Source organism: Mesorhizobium sp. B2-3-11 (assembly GCF_006442215.1).
Classification (GTDB): Bacteria; Pseudomonadota; Alphaproteobacteria; order Rhizobiales; family Rhizobiaceae; genus Mesorhizobium; species Mesorhizobium salmacidum.
Window position 1 is genome coordinate 19,705 of record NZ_VFVS01000008.1, and the last position, 16,902, is coordinate 36,606.

The window sequence follows — 16,902 nt, forward strand, 5'->3', positions numbered from 1 at the left end:
GCCAGCTGTTAAGCTGCCGCGGGCTTCGCCTTCTGGACCTCAAGGATTTCGATCGGACGTAACCCGGCGGGGTTCGCATTCCTGAAGACTTATCCCTGGAGCCTTGGCGATGACCACGATGCGCGCCGTTCGTTTCTCGGCCTATGGTCCGCCCTCGGTCCTGAGCGTCGAGGACATTGCCAGGCCTGTCCCGCAAACTGGCGAGGCGCTGGTGAAAGTGGATGCTTCCGCGATCAACCCCAGCGACGTGAAGTTTGTCTCCGGCGTGTCCAGTCCGACGCTGCCGCGCACGCCTGGCCGGGACTACGCGGGGACGATCGTCGCAGCTTCGGGCCCTTGGGCGGGCAAGTCGGTATGGGGCAACGGCGCGGGCTTCGGTATCGGCCGCGACGGCTCCCACGCCCAGTTCGTCGCCGTGCCGGAAGATTGGCTTTCGGAGATGCCGGCGAACCTCTCGATGGAACAGGCCGCCACCGTCGGCGTCCCCTTTGTCACGGCGTGGTCCGCGCTTGTCGTGGCAGGTGATATCCGGGCCGGCGAAACGGTGCTCATCACCGGTGCGTCCGGCGCCGTCGGCCGCGCGGCGATCCAGATTGCGCACTGGAAGAAGGCTCGTGTGATCGGTGCCGACATCAACATGAGCCATGATTCTGAAGCGGATGTTTTCATCAACACAAAGACCAAAGACCTGCCCGCGATGGTGGCGGCGCTGACCGACAACAAAGGTGTGAACCTTGTGCTGGACGCCGTCGGCGGGCCGGTCTTCGAGCCAGCGATGAAGTCGATGGGGCTGGACGGCCGCCAGGTGGCGATCACAAGCGTCGGCTCGCGCCGCGTCGAATTCGATCTGATGGATTTCTATCACAACCGGCAACGTTTAATCGGCGTTGATACCGCCAAGCTCACAGGCGCCGAAATTGCGGCGATCCTGAACGCGCTTCGCCCGGGTTTCGAGAGCGGCGCGTTGCGACCGTCGCCGGTCAATACCTGGCCACTCGATGATGCGGTGCAGGCTTATGAGGCGGTCGCCGCCGGCGATGCCTCGGCAAAACATGTCCTAAATCCACAAAGCGCTTAGCCGCCTCACCGTTACAAGAAGGATCCGACGATGTCCGACTCCGAAGCCAACAAAGCCATCGTGCGTCGCTATTTCGAGATGTTCAATTCCGGCAGCCTCGGTCAACTCGCCGAGATTGTGTCGGAGGACTATGGCGACAAGCTCGAAGGGCAAACGTCAGGCATCGAAGTCATCAGGAGCTACCTCCAGGGGCTGAAGGTCAGTTTCCCCGACTTCACATGGACCATTGAGCAGATCATCGGCGAAGGCGATCGGGTGGCGGTGATGAACCGCGTCAGCGGCACTCAGGTGAATGATTTCGGGGATATCAAGGCGACCGGGAATCGGGTCGATTTCGCCGCCTTCCAGTTCTACCGAATCGCCGATGGCAAACTCGCGGAGCACTGGGAAGTCGCTGACTTCGCCAGATTCCAGCAGCAACTCACCGCCAAGCCGGCCGCGTCGGCCTTCAAGTCCTTCCAAAACACCCTGAAGGACTGATCTCCAAACGGCGCGCAGATACGCCGATGATTCCGTGGTCGGCAGTGCCGGTGAGTACACGGTTCGTTGTCTTCTTGGGGTACGTCAAAGGCGCGCTCAGCCGCCGTCTCGACGGTCGCGGTGATCGCGCGGGATTGCTGACCACCGCGCGAAGGGCGGCTTGCTAGCAGACGATGCCTCAAGCGGACGGTCCGCTACCAGGCCCCCAGTCTGCCGGTCAGGAATCCGCCTTATTCCGGTCGTTGGACCTGCCCTATGTGTGTCCCGGAAGCAGCCGGTCCGTTGACCCGATCCGCAAAGGCCACTGCCAGGCTAGAGCGCTAAAATAGGTTCTGGTAATCCAGCAATGTCAACAGGCCGCATGAAGACTGCGCCGCCGACATCGCTTGCCTTTGTCAGCTCCGTCGTGCTGCTGCCCCAACCGGTAGTGACGCATAAGGCCTTGAGCTCTGGTCCCGCGAAACATAGGCTCGTGACGAAAGCGGCTGGCAAATAGAGTGACCGACGGAGTGTCCCCTTAGGGTCGATGCATACGACCTTGCTGCCGCCAAAAAGTGCACACCACACATTGCCTGCACTATCAACCGCAAGGCCGTCCGGCATTCCATCGATGTTGGCAAAAGCGAAGAACACCCGGCGGCCTGATATCGATCCGGCATCGTCAAGATCGTAGGAGAAGATACGACGACCGACTGTGTCGCTGAAATAAAGCTTGCGATTGTCCGGCGAGAAAGTTGGGCCATTGCAGATGACGAAGCCTTTGTCGCCGACTGCCCAACCAGAGCCAGGGACCATGCGATAGAAGAGAGCGTTTGGAACTCTTTCAGACACATCGTAGGTCCCCACCCAATAGCGCCCGGCGCGGTCAACCTTCCCGTCGTTGTAAACAAGGTTCATTTTTCCTTGCTTGGGATCCGCAAAAAATCGCGTTTTCCCAGTACGTGTGTCGAGGAGATGGAGTGCATGATCTACAGCGAGAAGCAGGCCCTTGTCTGTTAGGACGAGCGACCCGATGGTCAGTCACTCTATCTGTGTCTTCTTGCCGTGCTGATATGCATGCTTGTCGGTGGACTTCTGGGTGTCGCAGCAGCCAAGAGCGATCGCTTTTCAGCTGTTTTGAAGCCTGTATGTGATGCTCTTCAGACCATGCCTCAGTTTATATTTCTCATCCCCGCCCTGATGTTTTTTCAGGTGGGCGAGCTCACCGGCCTGATTGCCACTGCGTTGTATGCGATCGTCCCGCCCATTCGCTATGTGGAATACGGGATAAGAAGCGTGCCAGCCGATCTGGTTGAGACATCGCGGCAGATCGGGTGCACCGCATGGCAGCGTTTGCTCCATGTTGAGCTGCCTGTCGCCAAGCCAGTCGTTGTACTTGGGGTAAACCAGACGATCATGGCCGCCTTGTCGATGCTTCCGGTGGCGGCTCTGGTCGGTACGAAGGACCTCGGACAGCAGGTCTATATCGCACTGAGCAAAGCCGATGCAGGCCAAGGCCTAGTCGCAGGCCTCTCGATCGCATTGGTCGCCATGATTTCGGATCGTATCATGCGGGCGACTGTCTCAAACGCGGACGGCGTGTTGGATTAAATTGCGACGCCGGAATCAACTGCTTCTACCGGTCGGCACTATGCACTGTTGCAGGAGTATCCGCTGGTGTGACGTTGGCATTGACCAACGGTTGAGTTGCGGCAAGAACGTCAGATCTCGCCACGAAAGACAATCGCCTGTCTCCCTTCAGCTTTTCCGTTTTTCAACCGGTCCAGTGCGCTCGTCGCCTCGGCGAGCGTGACGCGCTGCACCTGTGCCTCGAACGGCTGCGTCTGGTGCAGTTGAATGAGTTCATGCATTTGCGCGCGCGTGCCGACGCTGGTACCTGTTATCCACACGCCAGTCGCGGTGAGCCACTCTTGGCTGAGTGGCACCGGTTGCGAGACCATCGCAGCTGCGATGATCCTGCCACGCGGACGGATTGCTGCGATCATAGCGTCCCAGGTTGCTGGCGTGGGCGCAAAATTGATGCAGACGTGGGCGCGCAGGTTCACCGGCCACTTGCCAGCCAGAGCGGGCGAGGCAAGCAAGATGTGTTCGGCGCCAAGGGAGGATGCAAGGCGGAGCTTGGCCTCATCGGTATCGACGGCGACGACAGTTGCACCCAGCCGCCGGGCGATCTGGACCGCATAGAGGCCCAGGCCGCCGCAGCCGAATATCGCGCAGGTGTCTCCGGCAACAACTCCCCCGCGCTTCACGGCGCCAAAGGCGGTCAGGCCTGCGCACATCAATGGCGCCAGCGCTGCGGCATCGCCGTCTCCGGGCATTCGCGCGGCAAAACGCGCATCGGCAACGACATATTCGGCGAAAGTGCCCGCAACATCGAAGCCATGCGCCCGCTGGTGTTGGCAGAACGACTCCATGTCCGAACGGCATTCATCGCAGCCGCCGCATGTATCGTGAAGCCAGGCGATACCGGCGCGCTCGCCAAGGCGCCAATCCGCGACCCCGGCGCCTATCTGCGCCACCTTGCCAATGCCCTCATGGCCGAGAATTGCGGTCTGTTGCCCTGACGCCGGCCGCAGATGTCCTTGCCACACATGCACATCGGTATGGCATATGCCGCTCGCCTCCAGACGAACCAATATCTCTCCCGGACCCGGTTCCGGCCGCGGCACACTCATGATGCGCAACGGCTGGCCAGCGCCTTCCAGCACGGCTGCAAGCATGTTGTGGCCCATCTACAGACCCAAGGCGCTTTTCACGGCCGGCAAGCCCGGTTGGCCGTCAAAGGTCGAGACGCCGTCCAGCCATTTCGCCAGTTTGTCTGGGTTGCGCTTGACCATTCCGAGGGCGGCTTCGTCCGCGGATTTTCCCTCCCCCAGGATCATCCGCATGCCATAGTTTTCATAAGTGAGATCGAATGCCAGATTGGCGAACAGCTTGGCTGCGTTGGGACATTCCGCCGAAAAGCCCTTCCGGGCGATGGTGCGGACAGTGGCGCCGCCGAAATTCGGCCCGAACTCGACGTCCCCGCCCGACAGGTAGGTTATCTTGTAGTCAAGATTCATCGGATGCGGTTCCCAGCCGAGGAAGACGACCCAGCTCTTGTCTGCCACGGAGTTTGCGACCTGCGTCAGCATCGCTGCTTCGCTAGACTCGATAATCTGCCATTCGCCCAGTCCGTGTCGGTTGGCTGCCACCATGTCGAGCAGCGGCTTGTTCGAGCCCGCCTCGATGCCATAGATCTTGGCGCCGAACTTGTCGGCGTGGGCAGCGAGGTCGTCGAAGCTTTTGACGCCCTGGTCCGCAACATATTGCGGAACGGCGAGCGTGTATTTGGCGCCCTCCAGGTTCACGCCCAACACTTCGACCGATCCCTCATCGAAATAGGACTTGTATTCCTCGTCTTGGACCGGTCGCCAGTTGCCCAGAAAGACATCCATGTCGTTCTCCTTCAGCGCCGAATAGGCAACGCCAAGGCCGAGCAGGGTCTGCGAGGCGTCATACCCCAGTGAGTTGAGGATCACCTGCGCAGTGGTGTTGGTCAGGGCGATGTCGGTCCAGCCAAGATCCGCCATGCGGACCTTCTGGCACTGAGCCGCGTCGGCGGCCAGGGCAGGCGAGGCGATGAGTCCTGAAAGCAAAGCGAAAACGAATGTGGTGCGCATTGAGGTTCCTCATTTTCTTGGTCAGACGGACTGGCCGTGGACCGTATGATACTCGCGCTATATGTCAATACAGAATCCTGTACATGCATACAAAAATCTTTTCTGCTAGAAAAAGTAATGACGACTCAGAGCAAGCGAACGAAAATCGAGGACATCCGGCGTGTCGAACTGGTCGCTGCCGCGCACCGTGTGTTCCTCGAGCATGGGCTGCAAGGCATGACTTCGGCCCGCATATGCCGCGAAGCCGGCATGTCGCCGGGCATCCTGGCTTATTATTTCAAAGGCAAGGACGAGGTTCTCTTCGGGATGGTGCGGCACAACAACCGGATCCTGATGGAGGACATCGTCGCGAAATTGAGGGCAGCGAAGACACCCTGGCAGCGGTTCATCGCCGTGGTCGAGGGAAACTTCCCCGAGAATGCATTCGAACCGAACGTGGCGAAGGCTTGGCTGTCCGTCTGCGCGGCGGCTGCCAGCAGTTCTCAATTCGCGCTTTTGCAGGCGATCTTTTATCGGCGCCTGAAGTCAAACCTGAGTTCGGCGTTCGCGGGTGTGCTTGATCCCCCGAGCCTGCGCGCAGCTTCCTTGGCGGTCGGTGCGCTGATTGATGGCATGTGGCTCCGCAAGGCTGCGGGTGACGACGTTTCCCGCGATGAGGCCATCGAGATAATCGTGGCGCATATTAAAGGCACTTTGACCGGCGAGGCGCTGGAATGCCTCACCAGTGCCGAAGGTTGAACGAGTTTCGGTCAAGGTCGTCCAAGCGGGGATATCTTCGGCGCGAAAATCGTGCGTAGCCACTTCACCTTCTTTCAACCGGGCGGCAATGGCCAGTCGACGGCATCTGCACTGGCGCGGATCTACGGCATGATGGCGGCTGTGCGACCTGGGAGGGCAAGCCTCTAGTCGGCCGCGCGGCGATCGAGGAAGCAGCGCGGCCTCGGTTTCGTGGCATGGATGACAGCTTCGCGGCCCTGGCCGCCTTCGCCGCGGGCTATCAGATCGAGGATCGTGTCCATGCTGGCCGCGCTTCGTCGCAAACGTTCAGGCACACCGGCTAGGGGCGCCATCGGCTTTGCCGACCCGGCCATGTCGGCTGCCAGATCAAATCCGGAGAAGAGCGGCTTTTTGACATCGGCGCCACGGTGCACAGCTCAATCATTTCGCTGGCGAAACCGGACTGGGCCGTTGCCTTTGACGGCGACAAGCCGGAAGCGCAAGCGAGCAGAGCTAAAACACTGACTATTTCGCCAAGGATTACGAGATAATCTTTGCGCCGCACTTCGCGTTTCCAGGCATCGGGTCCATCGAGAAAGATGGCGAGCACTTCAAATGGGTGCCCAGCGACAAGCCCAAGTAGGCATGCCATCAGAACGACATAGCCATAGTCCTTGGCACTTCGCCACCGGCCGTCATCGAAAGTTTCGTGGCACCTTTTCTGGCTGTTAATCCAGGAGATGATGTCATCACGAAGCGGTGACGAGTGTAACGAACACTGGGCGCGCTGCGAAGGCTGGGTATGAGCGGCAAACGTTTGCGGCTCGCCTCGCTCGAAGTTTCGATGCGAGTTGGATTCAACTCAGCTGTCCTCCCAAGGAACCCACAATCATGATCAACAGGCGTACTTTCTCGACCGCTCTCGCCGCTGGAATGGCAACAACTCTGCTGGCCGGCGCCGACAAGGCCCGAGCGCAGACAGGCTCCAAAATTCCCAATGTCGTCCTGGTCCATGGCGCGTATGCCGATGGCTCGTGCTGGTCGGAGGTAATTGGCATTCTTCAGAAGGCCGGCCTCAACGCAACCGCCGTCCAACATCCGCTGACCACTCTGGAGGTCGGTGTCGAGGCAACGCGGCGCGCGATCGCGCTTCAGGACGGACCAACCGTGCTTGTCGCACACTCTTTTGCCGGCATGATCGTCACCGAGGCAGGGGTGGATCCGAAGATCGCTTCACTCGTCTACGTCGCGGCGCGCGCACCCGACGCCGGCGAAGACTATACCGCACTCGCTAAGACTTTTGCGGCGCCGCCGGCCTCTGCCGGCCTCGTCTGGTCCGGAGGCTATGGCAAGCTCAACGAGGAGGCTTTCCTGCGGGATTTCGCCGGCGGTATTCCTCGTGAGAAAGCGCGCATCCTTTATGCCGCCCAGGCACCGATTTCAGACAAGCTTTTCACCGGCAAGACGACGCAGGCGGCCTGGCGCTCGAAGCCGAGCTGGTACGCCGTCTCGACCGAGGATCGCACGATCAATCCGGATCTCGAGCGCTTCATGGCCAAGCGCATGAACGCAAAGACCATCGAAGTGAAGGCAAGCCACTTGTCGCTGATTTCTCATCCGCATGAGATTGCTCAACTCATCCTGGAAGCCGCGGGACGGCAGAGCGCCTGACGGTCTTCAGATAAAGGGCTGCGCGCAAGCCGCCGCCTCCGCGGTGCGTCCTGGTCAGTCAAGCGAACTGGCGGGACCTGCTCGCCAAGGCCGAGACGTCGCTGAGCATCGCTCACGATTCATCACGTCCCCGCGATTGGCCGGTTCAAACAGCAGAAAGACCGACAGCCAGTCGTTTGTTGCCAGAGAAGCCACAAAAATGAAGCCAATGATGTTTCAACGCGACGATGGTATCGCAGCGCCACAATGGATTTCGAGGCGTGGAGAGATACGCTCAGAACGATGTGTGGGCGGTACAATCCGGAAGGCACCGGGCCCTACCCCTTTGCCGGTTGGGTGTCCCCCGTCAATGTCAGTGGGTTCATGGCGCTGAACATGGGCTGCAACGCCGAGCGAATCGAGCGGACCTATCGGGATGCTCGTCTGGACAGCGTAGACCACTACTTCGCCGTCTTTCAGGCCGCTGGCCGCTCTGCGATGAGCCACAACGAACAAGCCGTCGAACTTGCCCCGGGCGATGTCGCATTCGTGGATTCGGCTCGGCCGGCGACCTACTTCGCCAACAATGGCAGCGAGGCCTGGAACACCGTCACGCTCAATTTGCCACGCCAGTCGCTTGTATCCCATCTTGGATTCGAGCCACAGGGCGGAATGTGCATTCGACGACAACTGGCGTGCCGCCGAGCAGCTTCACCATTTCGGGATAGGAGACGAAATAGGGCGCCGGCAGGATCGCCTCGTCACCGGTCTCCAGCGTCGCCATCAGCGCGTTGAAGATGATCTGCTTGGCGCCATTGGCGACGACGATGTCATCAGCCGTGTAGTCCAGCCCGTTCTCGCGCCGCAATTTTTGCGCCACCGCTTCACGAACCTCGGGGCGTGCCGGCAGCACCCGTATAGAGCGTCTGTCCCGCCTTGGCCGCGACATGGGCGGCATTGATGATGTGGCCAGGCGTCGGGAAATCCGGTTCGCCCAGGCCGAGATCGATCACGTCGACGCCCTTGGCGCGCAACGCCTTGGCGGCTTGCGAGGCAGCCATCGAGGCGGAGGGCTTCACCGCCGACAGGCGCGAGGCAATGTAGCTCATTTGTCGTTCTCCGAAATGTATCCCTTGGAGCGGTCGTTGGCGCGTGCGTCGGCGCCGCGCCTGGACGGATCGCCATAGCCGCCGCCGCCCGGCAATTCGAGGATCAAGCGGCGAGCTGCCTAGTTCGTCTTCAACTGGCCAACCCGGCCCTCAGCGATCCAGCGCGCGGCGAGCACCAATGCGCCCATGCTGAAATCCTTGCCATGCTTGGCCACCATCTCTTCCGACAGTTTGGCGAGTTGTTCGAAGAACGCGTCCTTGCTCTCTTCCTCGGTGGTGATTTCGGTCTGCACTCTATCCTCCTGTTTCACGCGGACTGCGCCCGCTATTTGAACATCTGCGCCGGGAAGGTGATGATCGCCACGGTGCCGTCGACCATGCCCGCCGCCAGATGCCGGCCGTCGCCGGACCAGGCCAGCGCCGTTATCCCGCTGCCCAGCGGCCTGACGAGAAGCTCGTCGCGTCCGCCGATCTGGGCGACGGTGATCCGACCGTTGGCGTAACCGGCCGCGACAAGTTTCTTCTGGGGGTGCGCCGCCACCGTCTCGACCAGAACGAGACCGGCGCGACCGGTTTCCAATGCTCCGGCCGTTCCGCCGTCAAGTGGCGGCGCGGTCATCGACCAGCCGGCGATCCGGAACGCGCCCGACGCAAACAGCGCATTCGCAGGCGGGCTCCAACACACCGTGCGTACCGGCGAGGGAAATCCCGCGACGGTATCGGTCAGACCATCGGCAAGGCCGATCAGCGCAAAACCCCCTGCCTCCAACCCGCAAGCCAGCCATGTGCCGTCGCCGCTCCAGCGAATAGATGTCGGGCGCGCCGGAAAGGAAAAGTCCCGTATCAGGTTAGCAGGCCCTTCGATCGCCCAGATCGACAGCCCATTGCTTGAGCCGCAGGCTAGGCGGCGTCCGTCCGGCGAGAAGGCCAGTGCACCCGTCAACGATGTCGCAGCGTGTCCCAGTCTCGCCACATCGCCGCGGTTGCGCGACAGGAAGACATCGTGGCCGTCACTGACCGCCATCACGGTCGTCCGGGCACTATGATCGATGGCGACGAGGGGCCCTTCGATCTTGATAAGCGTTTCCGCAACGTCGCCGTCAGCTGTCAGATGCACTGCTTCGCCGGCCGCCGTTCCGATAAGGAAGCCTGAATGCAGGTAGGCGGCGAGGGGGGCATCGCCGTCGCCAAATGCCGCGGAAGCGATCAACGGCACCGGCGGCTTCTCGCGCGGGCGGATCGTCGTCTGGCCGAGGTCGCCGCTCACCCGGATCCGCGATTCCGGTGGTTCCTGGTCGGCGAGCGCGGCAATTGCGACGGTTCCATCCACGGATGTGAAAGCAACGGTCGAACCATCGGCGCTGAAGCAGAGGTCGGCGATCGCCGACGGGCGTCGCCAGCTGCGTGCCAGCAGGTCGAACAGGGTCAGGTTTTGCATCGTTTGCTGGTTCATTGTGCCTCTCCCGTCAGTCCTCGTTCACCGTCGCCGCAAGCTCGCGATCGACATCCGCGACCTCGCCTTCGGCAGCGGCGATATGGTCCTCGCACGCCGCGCGCGCGTTCACGATCGCCTCAGCGCTCTCCTCCGCCTCATGCAAATCCTGCACCAGTTGCGGGCTGGTGCCGCTCTTGCCGATCTCGAGTTCCACGCGCAGCACCTCCATCTCGAGGCCGGCGAGCTTCTGATTGAGCCGCAATGCCTCGGCGGTGAGTGCCGAGACATTGCCGACAAGTGCCAGCCGGCGGTCGAGCAGCACCTCACGCGTAGCGGCTTTCACTGAAGTCGCCATCATTTTTCCTCCTGGGCTGTCGGCCCGGTCGGGTTTTCGAAGGCCGAGAGCAGCTTGGGCAGCGTGTGGGCCTGCGACTGGAATTGCTTCTCGGCCGTTTCGATGTGGCTCTTGAGCTGATCCCAGATATCGACGCGGATCATCGATGTGGTGTCGCCGGTGAGGCGCTCGATCTCGTCGACGTGGAACTGGCGCGTCAGCGAAACGCCGGAAAACACGAAGTCGCGCAGCAGGATTGCATGGTTCTCGATGAACAGATGGATCATCGGATGGGTTTGCGTTGTGACGCCGCCGGCGGCGAGCTCGGCGCGGATGAAGTCCTGGAAATGGCTCTGCAGCCGGTACTGGCTTTCGCCCATGAACCGCATGACGAAAACCAGGTCGCGCGGCATCAGCCTGACCAGGTCGCCGGTCACCCCATCGGCCTGGTTGGACATTGGCTGGGCCGGACCCCGGTTGTCTTTATCGTTCGGCATCATCTTCTCCGGAATTGAACCGTCTAAGGCTTGCCTCATAGATATTAGAGAAGAAAGAGAAAATGAATAGATGTCGACAGAGTTGATTATATTGCGTAAGCGAACCATTTATATTGCACTGCAAAAATGCTTAAATGTTACAGTCGTAATATACATTTGTAAATTAACGTTACAGTTGCGCCAGCGTTTATGGGCGGAATGCCCGAGGTTTCGCTTTGAACGGTGGTCAGAGGCTCCGTTTTTCAAACTGGCACGGCGATTGCTTTACCTATTTGCATAAGAAGCCCATCGCTTGAGCGGTGCCAAAAGAACGAAGGACCGGAGGAAGCAGGGGCAGGGTACATTCGCTTTGATACGCCAGCGCACATGCGGTCGGCGTCTCGCGGCTCCCTGCCGGACGCCTCGAAAACCTTTGCCGCGATCCACTTGAATGGCCGGACCACGAGTCGCGCCTGAATGCGCAACCCTTTGTCGTGCCGTTCGCAATTTCACTGGCGGTGCCGTGCGCCGCTCCATGCCGGGGTCAAGGGACCTTTGGCTCAAACCTGGTGGAGGCTTATGACGATGACGTCTCTGACGCTCAACAAGATCACCTCGCAACGCGGCATCTCCGTGGGCGAGGCGACCAAGAAGATTGCCGACCTCGGCTGGAATCCTTCCTACGTCCAGGAAGCGATGACGTTTCCGACCGACTACAAGATCAACAAGACGCCGCGCGACCCGATGAAGCAGGTCCTGCGGTCCTATTTCCCGATGCAGGAAGAGAAGGACAACCGCGTCTACGGCGCGCTCGATGCGGCTCTGCGCGGCGACATGTTCCGCAATGTCGAGCCGCGTTGGGTCGAGTGGATGAAACTCTTCCTCGCCATCATTCCCTTCCCGGAAATCTCGGCCGCTCGTTCGATGGCGATGGTCGCGCGCATCGCCCCCGGCGAGGAACTTCGGACCGGCTTCACCATGCAGATGATCGACGAGTTCCGTCACTCGACGATCCAGATGAATCTGAAGAAGTGGTACATGGAGAACTACATCGATCCGGCCGGCTTCGACATCACCGAAGAGGCCTTCGGCAAGTGCTACGCCACCACCATCGGCCGCCAGTTCGCCGAGGGCTTCATCACCGGCGACACCATGACTGCCGCCTGCATGTACCTGACCGTGGTCGCCGAGACCGCTTTCACCAACACGCTGTTCGTCGCCATGCCTTCGGAAGCCGCCCGCAACGGCGACTATGCGCTGCCCACCGTCTTCCTGTCGGTGCAGTCCGATGAGAGCCGGCATATCGGTAATGGCCACTCGCTGCTGATGGCAGCGCTTAAGGAGCCGGAGAACCACCTGCTGCTCGAGCGCGACCTGCGCTACGCCTTCTGGCAGAACCACGCGATCGTCGATGCGGCAATCGGCACCTTCATCGAATACGGCACCACCAACCGCGACAAGAACAAGGAGTCCTACGCGGAAATGTGGCACCGCTGGATCTATGAGGACTATTACCGCACCTACATGCTGCCGCTCGAGAAATACGGCATCAAGGTCCATCACGATGACGTCCAGGCGGCCTGGGAGCGCATCACCAAGAAGAACTACGTCCACAAGGTCGGACAGTTCTTCGCGGTCGGCTGGCCGGTCAATTTCTGGCGGATCGAAGCCCAGACCGACAAGGACTTCGAGTGGTTCGAGCACAAGTATCCGGGCTGGTACGCCGAATTCGGCGAGTTCTGGAAGTGGTATGCCAAGCTCAGCCACAAGGGCGAGAAGGTGCTCCTGTTCAACAGCGACGTCGGCTACGTCTATCCGCACCGCTGCTGGTCCTGCCTCGTACCCTGCCTGATCCGCGAGGATATGGTTGTCGGCGAGATCGATGGTCAGCTGCACACCTTCGCCCACGAGCTCGACAAGTGGACTGCCACCGTGGCGTTCGCCGACGAGTATCAGGGCCGTCCGACGCCCGCGATGGGCCGCTTCAGCGGCAAGCGCGAGTGGGAGACGCTCTATGACGGCTGGGATCTGGCCGATGCCATCAAGGACCTGAACTTCGTCCGCTCCGATGGCAAGACGCTCGTCCCGCAGCCGCATATGCGCTTCGACGACAAGGAGATGTGGACGCTGGACGATGTGCGCGGCAACACGCTCGGATCGCCGTTGAACGCGCTGCGAGGCATGTCGGCAGCGGACCGTGAGAAGCACCTGGCCGAATACCGGGCCGGCTTCACCATCAATCCCTGCAACTGATCAGGCCAGAGGGGCGGGTTAGTCCCGCCCCTTCCTTTCACTGGAGGTCCGTATGTCGGAAACCCACACGGTCAGGCTCAGCCCGGTCGGCGTCGAATTCGACGTCGAAAATGGCGAAACGGTGCTCAACGCCGCGTTCCGCCAGGGCATCGCGCTGCCGCACGGTTGCAAGGAAGGGCAATGCTCGGCCTGCAAGAGCGTGTTGCTCGAAGGCGAAGTCGACATGCTCAAGTACTCGACCTTCGCGCTGAACGATATGGAGAAGGAGAGCGGCCACGTCCTTTTATGCCGCTGCATCGCCTACTCCGATCTGGAAGTCGAGCTTCTCAACTACGACGAGGAGATTTTGGCAAAAGCGATCGCCGTGAAGACGTTCAGGGGCCGGATTGCTCGGATTGAGCATCTGACCCACGACATTCGCGGCATCGAGATCGAATTCGGCTCGCCGATAAAGTTCTGGGCGGGGCAATATGTCGACATCACGGTTACCACGCAAAAAGGGGAGACGATTACGCGCTCGTTCTCCATGGCAAATACGCCGGACCAAACCCAAAAACTCTCCTTCATCATCAAAAAGTACCCTGAGGGAAAGTTCTCCGGAGAGCTCGATTCCGGAGGCATCGAGGTCGGGGCCGAAGTCACCGTCGTCGGACCTTACGGAACCTGTTTCCGTCGCGACGAACGGCAAGGACCCCTGATCCTGGTCGGTGCCGGATCAGGCATGTCGCCGATATGGTCGATCCTCAACGACCATCTGAAAAGCGGCGAGAAACGTCCGGTCTATTTCTTCTACGGTGCCCGGACGCGCAGCGACCTGTTCTATCTCGACAGGATCGCCGAGCTGGTCGGTCAGCATTCGGAAGTCACGTTCATTCCCGTGCTGTCGCACGCGACTGATGACGTCGAATGGGAAGGCGAGCGCGGCTTCGTACACCAGAGTGTCGACGCCAAGCTCAAGCAATTGGCGGTCGACGGGCAGGGCGATGTCCATGCCTGCGGCCCGCCGCCGATGATCGACGCGCTTCAGCCGGTTCTGTTCATGAACGGGTTCGAGACGGAGCGGATCTTCTTCGACAAGTTCACCACATCGGCAGGTGCAACGCCGGCCCACTGAGACGGCGGCCACGCAACTGCACCCACAACTGCAACAAGGGAGTGAAGACTATGCCAGCTACCTCGAGTTCAGTCGGATCCGGAGCCGCCGGCGCGGCGATCTTTGCCGACTCCGACAGCCGGAAGTACCGGTATTTCGACCCGAAGGGCCAGCGTGCCACCCACTATGAGGACATGACGGTCGACGTGCAGCCTGACCCGGAGCGCTACCTGATCCAGGACTGGATCATCTCCTTCGCCGACGGCAAGGGCGCCTATGTCAAGCAGAACACCGCCGCGCAGAGCTCCAACTGGCATGCCTTCCGCGCGCCCGACCAGGAATGGGAGCGCACGCACTACCAGCGCCAGTCGAAGATCGAGACGATGGTGCAGAGCGTCATCAACAATGCCCGCAAGTCTGGGGCACCCAAGACCTTCGACAAGGCCTGGGTTAAGATTTTGCAGACGCAGCTCGGCGCCTGGAAACACGCCGAATTCGGGCTCGGCACCTCGCTGATGCAGGCGCAGCGCTACGGCTACACCCAGATGATCAACAACGCGACGCTGACCAACTCGTCCTACAAGCTGCGACTTGCGCAGGACATCACGCTCTACCTTGCCGAGATCGGCATGGACCTTCCCGGCTGGGACGATGAACTCGGCAAGAAGACCTGGCTCGAAGATAAGAACTGGCAAGGCACCCGCGAAGCGGTCGAGACCATCATGGGCGCGACCGACTATCTCGAACAGTACTTTGCCATCAACATCGTTTTCGAACCGCTGGTCGGGGAAGTGTTCCGCTCGGGCTTCCTGATGCAGATCGCCGCCGCCAACCACGACTTCATCACGCCTGCGGTGATCTCGGCAGCCGAGGCCGACTACGAGCGCAACCTCGCCAACACGATCGACCTCATGCACTTGCTCGCCAACGACGAGAAGCACGGCGCGGCGAACAAGAAGCTCTTCCAGGGTTGGGTCAAGAAGCACGGCGCGCTCGCCGACAAGGCAGCCATCGGCCTGCAGCCGGTCTGGTCGATGCCGCATTCCAAGCCGGTCGCGTTCGCCGACGTCCGCGCCAAATCCGAGGAACGGATTGGCCAGATCCTCGGCGAACTCGGTCTCAAGCGCTGACACAAGGAGAAATTGTCATGTCACTAGCAGCACGGGACGCAACGCATTCCAACATCTTCAAGGAGATGAAGGACATCACCTTCGAGCAGACGATTTCGCATCAGTGCGGCGTCACCATGAACGACTCCGTGGAAGCAAGGGCCATCGCTGAATTTATGGGCCTGAAGCCGAACGTGACCGTCACCTACCAGCCGGCGATGATCCGCATCGATGGCAGCGGCAAGCTGATCTTCAAGATGGACGAGATCAGCGAATATCTCGGCCGCGAGATGACGGCGGAAACCTTCGAGGTTAACAGCTCCACCCACTACGGGCGAATGGTGCGCATCGACGACAACACCGTGATCCTGTTCGGCAACATGGACGAGATGTTCGAATACATCGAATAAACGCGAAAAAACCGGCGCGTCGCCTGGTGGCGGCGCGCCAAGCCGATCAACAACCATCTCGCGGAGGGAAGAATGTTTAGGACACCGGAAGGCAAGGATATTTTCGTGGTCGACGGCCACACCCATTTCTGGGACGGCAGCCCCGAGAACCAGAAAAATGTCCACGGCAAGCAGTTCATCGAGTGCTTCTATGCCTATCACACGGGACTCAGTCCCAAAGAGCAGCTGTGGGAGAAGAGCAAGTTCGAAAAGTACAGCGCTGACGATCTCTACCGCGACCTGTTCATCGACGGTCCCGATGACGTGGCGATTGTTCAATCGACCTATCTCAAGGATTTCTACAAGAACGGCTTCAACACGATCGAGCGCAACGCCGAGGTGGCCAAACGCTATCCCGAGCGTTTCATCGTCAATGGCGCCTTCGATCCGCGCGATGGCGGAAAGGCGCTTGAGTACATCCACTTCCTCAAGGAGACCTACAACGTCAAGGGCGTGAAGATGTACACGGCCGAGTGGAATGGCGATTCCAAAGGCTGGAAGCTCACTGATCCGGATGCCTACAAATGCTTCGAGCTTTGCGACAAGCTCGGTATCAAGAACATCCACGTCCACAAGGGCCCGACCATCATCCCGCTCAGCAAGGACGCTTTCGACGTCCATGACGTCGACCACGCGGCGACGGATTTCCAGAACCTCAACTGGATCATCGAGCATTGCGGCCTGCCGCGCCTTGACGATTTCTGCTGGATCGCGACGCAGGAAACCAACGTCTATGGTGGGCTGGCGGTGGCGCTGCCCTTCATCCATTCCCGCCCGCGCTATTTCGGCGAAGTCATTGCCGAACTTCTGTTCTGGATCGGGCCGGAAAAGATCCTGTTCGGTTCCGACTACGCGATCTGGACGCCGCGCTGGCTGGTCGAGAAATTCTGGGCCTACCAGATTCCCCAGGATATCGCCGCGGAAAGCGGTGTGCAGCTGACCGACGAGATCAAGGAGAAGATTCTCGGCCTCAACGCCGCGCGCCTCTACAACATCGACATCGAAGCCAAGAAGAAGGCGCTCGCCAGTTCGCCCTTCAGCATCGCGGCGGAGTAGC

General features: G+C 60.4%; 17 protein-coding genes and 1 pseudogene. 10 read left to right on the forward strand and 8 right to left on the reverse strand.

Features of this window, described 5'->3' with window-relative positions; all coding sequences use genetic code 11:
• Positions 1-109: 109 nt before the first annotated feature.
• Together FJ960_RS12960 and FJ960_RS12965 are read left to right on the forward strand one after the other, a co-directional pair.
• Positions 110-1,078 (forward strand): zinc-binding alcohol dehydrogenase family protein, encoded by a 969-nt coding sequence (locus FJ960_RS12960; RefSeq protein ID WP_140714372.1) that lies wholly within the window; start codon positions 110-112, stop codon positions 1,076-1,078.
• Between the two features lie 30 nt (positions 1,079-1,108).
• Positions 1,109-1,558: an ester cyclase gene (locus FJ960_RS12965; RefSeq protein WP_140714374.1), complete on the forward strand. Its 450-nt coding sequence runs from the start codon at positions 1,109-1,111 to the stop codon at positions 1,556-1,558.
• 312 nt (positions 1,559-1,870) lie between these two features.
• Here FJ960_RS12965 and FJ960_RS12970 read toward each other — a convergent pair whose 3' ends face one another.
• Positions 1,871-2,578, reverse strand: a complete 708-nt coding sequence (locus tag FJ960_RS12970; RefSeq protein ID WP_140714376.1) for an SMP-30/gluconolactonase/LRE family protein — start codon at positions 2,576-2,578, stop codon at positions 1,871-1,873.
• Between the two features lie 36 nt (positions 2,579-2,614).
• Between FJ960_RS12970 and FJ960_RS12975 the strand changes: the two genes are divergently transcribed.
• Entirely contained in the window at positions 2,615-3,148 is a 534-nt protein-coding gene (locus tag FJ960_RS12975) for an ABC transporter permease subunit (RefSeq protein WP_140714379.1), read from the forward strand.
• A 110-nt stretch (positions 3,149-3,258) separates the two neighbouring features.
• On the opposite strand, the gene FJ960_RS12980 is transcribed toward FJ960_RS12975, so the two are convergent.
• Both FJ960_RS12980 and choX read right to left on the reverse strand, forming a co-directional pair.
• On the reverse strand, positions 3,259-4,290 hold the full coding sequence (locus FJ960_RS12980) for an alcohol dehydrogenase catalytic domain-containing protein (protein WP_140714381.1): 1,032 nt from the start codon (positions 4,288-4,290) through the stop codon (positions 3,259-3,261).
• Positions 4,291-5,220, reverse strand: a complete 930-nt coding sequence (choX, locus tag FJ960_RS12985; protein ID WP_140714383.1) for a choline ABC transporter substrate-binding protein — start codon at positions 5,218-5,220, stop codon at positions 4,291-4,293.
• A 117-nt stretch (positions 5,221-5,337) separates the two neighbouring features.
• On the opposite strand from choX, the gene betI reads away from it, so the two are divergent.
• Positions 5,338-5,958, forward strand: coding sequence for a transcriptional regulator BetI (gene betI / locus FJ960_RS12990; RefSeq protein WP_181166117.1), 621 nt, complete (start codon positions 5,338-5,340; stop codon positions 5,956-5,958).
• 867 nt (positions 5,959-6,825) lie between these two features.
• On the forward strand, positions 6,826-7,608 hold the full coding sequence (locus tag FJ960_RS13000; protein WP_140714653.1) for an alpha/beta hydrolase: 783 nt from the start codon (positions 6,826-6,828) through the stop codon (positions 7,606-7,608).
• 661 nt (positions 7,609-8,269) lie between these two features.
• Here FJ960_RS13000 and FJ960_RS30265 read toward each other — a convergent pair.
• From FJ960_RS30265 to FJ960_RS13025, 5 genes and pseudogenes are all read right to left on the reverse strand, one after another.
• Positions 8,270-8,696 (reverse strand): annotated as a pseudogene (locus tag FJ960_RS30265) (aminotransferase class I/II-fold pyridoxal phosphate-dependent enzyme); the annotation flags it as partial.
• Between the two features lie 119 nt (positions 8,697-8,815).
• Positions 8,816-8,989 carry a hypothetical protein gene (locus tag FJ960_RS29485; protein WP_181166115.1) on the reverse strand — a complete coding sequence of 58 codons (174 nt, stop codon included), beginning with the start codon at positions 8,987-8,989 and terminating at the stop codon, positions 8,816-8,818.
• Positions 8,990-9,021: 32 nt separating this feature from the next.
• The gene (locus FJ960_RS13015; protein WP_140714389.1) at positions 9,022-10,149 is read right to left on the reverse strand and encodes a WD40 repeat domain-containing protein; all 1,128 of its coding nucleotides are present in this window, start codon (positions 10,147-10,149) and stop codon (positions 9,022-9,024) included.
• Between the two features lie 13 nt (positions 10,150-10,162).
• Positions 10,163-10,489 carry a hypothetical protein gene (locus tag FJ960_RS13020; protein WP_140714391.1) on the reverse strand — a complete coding sequence of 109 codons (327 nt, stop codon included), beginning with the start codon at positions 10,487-10,489 and terminating at the stop codon, positions 10,163-10,165.
• Positions 10,486-10,962 (reverse strand): hypothetical protein, encoded by a 477-nt coding sequence (locus FJ960_RS13025; protein ID WP_140714393.1) that lies wholly within the window; start codon positions 10,960-10,962, stop codon positions 10,486-10,488. The genes FJ960_RS13020 and FJ960_RS13025 overlap by 4 nt, the downstream gene beginning before the upstream one ends.
• Positions 10,963-11,526: 564 nt before the next feature.
• Between FJ960_RS13025 and FJ960_RS13030 the strand changes: the two genes are divergently transcribed.
• The 5 genes from FJ960_RS13030 (at position 11,527) to FJ960_RS13050 (ending at position 16,901) form a co-directional block, all read left to right on the forward strand.
• On the forward strand, positions 11,527-13,194 hold the full coding sequence (locus FJ960_RS13030; RefSeq protein ID WP_140714395.1) for an aromatic/alkene/methane monooxygenase hydroxylase/oxygenase subunit alpha: 1,668 nt from the start codon (positions 11,527-11,529) through the stop codon (positions 13,192-13,194).
• A 52-nt stretch (positions 13,195-13,246) separates the two neighbouring features.
• Positions 13,247-14,308, forward strand: a complete 1,062-nt coding sequence (locus FJ960_RS13035) for a 2Fe-2S iron-sulfur cluster binding domain-containing protein (protein ID WP_140714397.1) — start codon at positions 13,247-13,249, stop codon at positions 14,306-14,308.
• Positions 14,309-14,358: 50 nt separating this feature from the next.
• A complete protein-coding gene (locus tag FJ960_RS13040) occupies positions 14,359-15,417 on the forward strand; it encodes an aromatic/alkene monooxygenase hydroxylase subunit beta (protein ID WP_140714399.1) in 1,059 nt (352 codons plus the stop codon).
• Positions 15,418-15,434: 17 nt separating this feature from the next.
• Positions 15,435-15,806 carry an MmoB/DmpM family protein gene (locus FJ960_RS13045; RefSeq protein WP_140714401.1) on the forward strand — a complete coding sequence of 124 codons (372 nt, stop codon included), beginning with the start codon at positions 15,435-15,437 and terminating at the stop codon, positions 15,804-15,806.
• A 72-nt stretch (positions 15,807-15,878) separates the two neighbouring features.
• Positions 15,879-16,901 (forward strand): amidohydrolase family protein, encoded by a 1,023-nt coding sequence (locus FJ960_RS13050; RefSeq protein WP_140714403.1) that lies wholly within the window; start codon positions 15,879-15,881, stop codon positions 16,899-16,901.
• Position 16,902: the final 1 nt, after the last annotated feature.